We start from the raw sequence: 4569 nt of genomic DNA on the forward strand, positions 1-4569 counted from the left end.
CGTATCTACGGTTTTTTTCGCTTCTTCGATCAGTACCTTCGGTACAGGCATGCTCCCGGTCCCCATGCCCCGCCCCGCCCCGAGCGACGGCACGATCATCGGTAGGGTGACAGGATCACCAAGCCGCCCGCGCGGAGCAGAGAATCGGGCATGCGTATCCGTCGGATCGTCGACCTGTCGGTGCCACTGGACGAGAGCACCCAGGTCTACCCGGGTGATCCCACCCCGCGGCTCCGACCGGCGGCCACGATCGAGACAGCCGGCTTCAACCTGCTCGACCTGCACCTCGGATCACAGACCGGGACGCACGTCGACGCGCCCTACCACGTCGAGCCGAACGGGGCCCGCGTCGACGAACTCGACCTGCGCCTACTGGCCGGCCCCGGGATCATCCTGGACGTGACCGGGCTGGCACCTCGGGAACGGATCACCTGGGACCACATCACCGCCTCCGCACCCACCGGCCGCATCGGCCCCGGAGTCATCACGATCCTGCACACCGGCTGGTCCGCACACTACGGAACACCGAAATACTTCGATCATCCGTTCCTCGACGAGGACGCCGCAACGCGAATGGTCGATCTCGGTGCGCGGACGTTCCTGCTGGACGCCGCCAGCATCGACGAGACGCCCGACGCCGGCCATCCAGGGGCAGGCTTTCCGGTACACCACCTCATCGCCCGCCACGGCGGGATCATCGGCGAGAACCTGCGCAACATCGAGGCGATCGACTTCGACCCCTTCGTGACCGCGCTGCCACTGCGTCTCACCGGCGCCGACGGAGCACCCGTCCGAGCCGTCGCCATGGACCTCGACCCGGTCAACTTGGCTGTCAGGAACGCGACTCGGCTGCCAGGAACGGTGTTTCGGGACCCAGGGCACGGCGGGTGATCGGGGCTCCCGAACGGCTCGCGGGTACGGGATCGACGCTGCTACCGACACCGTGTCCAGCCAACGCCGACCTTCTGGATGGTTAGAGGTGGAGGGCGTAACGGGCCTCGGCCAGCGGGATCGCCCTGGCGCACCAGGTTGACCACTGCCCGGCCTTGTCTCCGGCGACAAACAGGACCGCGCGGCGCTCAGGATTGAAGACGAACAGGAGCCTCGTTAGAGGACAGTCAGGTCGGCGTCCGCCTGGGCGAGTTGCCGGGCCGTGGCGGCTAGCTTCTGCTCAATTTCGGCTCGCGCTTCTGGCCGGAGCTGGCTGCGGCGCTGGAGTTCGGCGAGACCGCGCTGAAGCTCGTTCTCGATGGATCTGCGCCGCCTCTGGTGAACTTCGAGCGCCTGGTCGCGTTCCTTGGGCGTAGCAGGGTCATGGGGGTTGTAGCGGAAAGCACGTTCACAGGAGTCACGCCAAGCGACCAGAGCTCCAGTCTTCACTTCCCCGAAACCGGGGATTCCTATTATCTTGGAGCGGTTCACATCTGCAGCGGTGTTGACGCCGTACGCTGCAAGCCGCTGCTTGAGACTCGGGCCAACGCCGCTGATCGAGGCCCTGCTGACGTACTGCCGCTCCAAGTGACGGCGCAGCTGGCGATCCCGCACGGTGCGGTCAAATTCCGCGAGTGTCCGCCTCTCCTGTTTCGGGATCTCGACGGTGTACTCAGAATAGAGCCTGGCAAGCGGATCACGGAGAGTCTGAAACCCTGCTGGGCCAGCTTCCTCTGCCTCACGGATCGCGGCTGCATGCGCATCTCGCGCCTGTTGCCCTGCCAGCAGGCGCGCGTCCTTCTCCTGACGCCTGGGCTCACCGTAGCGTTTGAGCCACCGACCCACAAAAACGGGCAACACCAGCGCCAGGAGCCCGAGCGCACCTGCGATTACCATCAATGCAATAACCAGGCTGACCACGATGGGCCAGACGACGAATGGTGTTGCCTTTGAGCGCACCGCCGCCGGGAGCGGCCGCGCAACGGGCTTAATCCCGGCGCTGGGGGGTACGACGATTTCCGCCGGGGGCGGGACTGCAGATATCTGCGCCCACAGCGCCGCGATGGTGACCCCCGCCGCTTGCGCCTTCGCGGCGACCTGCGCCTTGACGAAATGCACGATTCCCGAACTGTCGAGGGAACACCAGGGGCACGCCCTCACGTGTGCCGGGTAAGCGTGGTGTGGGCTGGCGTGGCACACGGCTGTCTGCGGTCGCAGTTTGTCGAGAGCCAATACCCACTCCCGAGCAGTCGGCCGGTGCTGGATCCCGGGCTCGGTGAACGCCTGGGTGAACATGCCGTGGATCACAGCAGGAAGGATGGTCACCGGAACGGCTGTCGGTGGCGGGACCAATCCGCGGCTGCTGTTGTCCGGGGCGTCGGCAAACCGAAAGCCGCTGATATCAGTGGACATATCGTTGCCGACATCGTTACGGAGCGGACGACCCGCGAAGGGATGGCGTCCGCCGAGGAGCAGCTGGAAGATCAGGATTGCCAGACCGAAGTTGTCGTGGTTGGCGGTTCGGACCATCCGGCTGAAGTCACCGACCGCGTGCAACTCGGGCGGGGTGAAGTCCGGAACCCCGACCAGGCAGGGAAAGACCCGGCCATCCGCGTTCACCTGAAATGAATCCGCGTCGATCAGCATCACATGCCCGTTATTTGGGGCGACCATCACCGAGTTCTCGTTGACGTCACCCACGACCAGTCCACGCTGGTGGACCGCGGCGAAGCCGTCCGCCGTGTTCCGCGCCGTGACCAGCAAATTCTTCCACGACAGTTGGGGCTGCTCCTGCTTGCGGTGGCCGGGGTTGTAGAGCTGATGAACGGGAACGCAGGAGCCTGCGGTTGGCATGACAAAGCCCCGGACGGGACCTCCCCGGTCCACATGCAGGGTCTCCACTGGCCAAGCGACAAATTTCCGGATGTCGGCATCCCTGAGAGACGCCATCAACCGAAGCTTCTCCTGCCGGTCGCCGTCAGGGATCTTGTGGTACACTTTTGCGACGTGATTTGAGTCTCCGTTGATCTGGTGGACGGAACCTTCGCCGCCCTTGCCGAGAGTCGGGCCGAGCGACAGTTCGTCTCCCGTTGACGTGAACAGCCGGGTGGTGCTCATGCCCGCGCGTCCGAGTTTCCCAGTTCGTCACTGGCCGTGGCTGGGTCGACGTCGCCGAGCCAGACTGCGATAGCTAGTGTCTTGTCGTCGTCGGTACGTTCGTTTACCAGCGGTCCTTGCAGGAACCGTCCCAGAGCCAGGCTGAGTTGGTCGAGCAGAACTTCCTCGTTTTCGGATCTGGCATCCTCGAGCGCCTTGAAAAAGGGCCTGAAGAATGGTTCATGGGGTACGTCCGTGGCGAGATCGAGCGCGATTCGCTGCAGGCCATCGGTGAATGCTGCGATCTTCGTAGCCAGTGGGTCAAAGGTTCGGACGGCGAGGACCTCGCGGAAGTTGTCCTGCGTGACGAAGTGCGTCATGTTGGCGTACTCCCCAACCATGGGTACTACGGCGAGTTCCAGCCCGCTCCCGACGTCGAGGACGATGCCGCCGTCTCCGATCTGGAAAGCCATCGTCCCGAGCGTCGGCGCGGCGAGCACACCAAGCAGGGTGCAGGCAAAGTCTCGAGGACGGAGGTTGTGGCTGGTGGCCTTCGACGCGATTCCGTCGTGTGCCGCCGTCACCAGGATCTCGGCCAGGCCGGCATCCAGCATGATCTCTGATTCGCCCAGGCGCGACTGGAGAGCCGCAGCCACCGCTGCTATCGCGACCTGTGCCCCTTCGCCACCGTGTTCGGCGCTGCCCGCGCCATCCGCGACGACGACCGCGAGCAACTCGTCGCCACACGGAAGCCGATATTGCGCGAAGAGGCAGTCGTCGTCGCAGGGCAGGCTTCGTTTGATGTGCGAGGTGCCGGCTTCGGACCTCGCGATGACGCGCCAGGTCAAACGGCGGCCCACCCTGTAGGTGCCGCGAGCAGCGTCTCGGTGCCGACGGCCGAACGGGACACCGATCCCAGGGAACTGGACAGCCACTGGAAGAGTTCCTGAAACTTGAGTCCCTGCAGCGCGAGCGGCTGGCGGACAGCGATCTGGCGGAGGATTTCCATGTTCGCTCCCCGCACGCCGACGGCGAAAAGCGCGAACTCCTTCGCAGCCTCACCCGCCTGCACAGCGTGGGCGGCCGCATGCCAGTTGTCTGTCGGCTCCCCGTCTGTGATCAGGAAGATCCACGGGCGGTAGTACTTCACCCCGTTGTTCCTATATTCAGTCTTGCGGTCACGGAGCAACGACAGACCTCGGGTGATGGCTTCGCCCATCGGGGTGGCTCCCTGCACGTGCAACTCGGGCGCTGTGAACACCGAGGCAGACACGAAGTCGGTCGCCACCTGCACCGGTCCGAAGGTGATGATCCCGACCTCGACGCGCTTCGCGGCGAGGTCGTCTGAGGTGAGTTCATCCTGGAACGCCCTGAGACCGGCGTTGAGTTCTCGAATGGGCTGACCGTTCATGGACCCAGACACGTCCAGCAGCAGGAGACAGGGACACCGCGGCTCGGGGTTCAGGGCGAAGTCCACCTCAGGCTGGTGTCCGAAGTCGAAGTTGTCGTATCCGATCTGCTCGGTCATCCCCATCTCAATCC

At 64.6% G+C, this 4569-nt stretch carries 4 protein-coding genes; 1 reads left to right on the plus strand and 3 read right to left on the minus strand.

The features are described 5' to 3' along the window. Nucleotides 1-150: 150 nt before the first annotated feature. Entirely contained in the window at nt 151-891 is a 741-nt protein-coding gene (locus tag AC5LSR_RS21740) for a cyclase family protein (RefSeq protein ID WP_250283764.1), read from the plus strand. A gap of 216 nt (nt 892-1107) precedes the next feature. On the opposite strand, the gene AC5LSR_RS21745 is transcribed toward AC5LSR_RS21740, so the two are convergent. The 3 genes from AC5LSR_RS21745 to AC5LSR_RS21755 all read right to left on the minus strand — a co-directional run. Next, nucleotides 1108-3048 (minus strand): helix-hairpin-helix domain-containing protein, encoded by a 1941-nt coding sequence (locus AC5LSR_RS21745; RefSeq protein ID WP_250283766.1) that lies wholly within the window; start codon nt 3046-3048, stop codon nt 1108-1110. Then, complete coding sequence (locus AC5LSR_RS21750) at nt 3045-3875, minus strand: PP2C family serine/threonine-protein phosphatase (RefSeq protein WP_250283769.1); 831 nt, start codon at nt 3873-3875, stop codon at nt 3045-3047. Before AC5LSR_RS21750 ends, AC5LSR_RS21745 begins: the two co-directional genes overlap by 4 nt. After that, a partial coding sequence (locus tag AC5LSR_RS21755) for a vWA domain-containing protein (RefSeq protein ID WP_493468916.1) occupies nt 3872-4569 on the minus strand: 698 nt, incomplete at its 5' end. The genes AC5LSR_RS21755 and AC5LSR_RS21750, both read right to left, overlap by 4 nt.

This window comes from Protofrankia sp. CiP1_Cm_nod4 (genome assembly GCF_982290645.1).

Excerpts from the sequence above, each read along its gene's own strand:
- AC5LSR_RS21740 (WP_250283764.1), top strand. The coding sequence starts at position 151 with ATGCGTATCCGTCGGATCGTCGACCTGTCGGTGCCACTGGACGAGAGC.
- AC5LSR_RS21745 (WP_250283766.1), bottom strand. The coding sequence starts at position 3,048 with ATGAGCACCACCCGGCTGTTCACGTCAACGGGAGACGAACTGTCGCTC.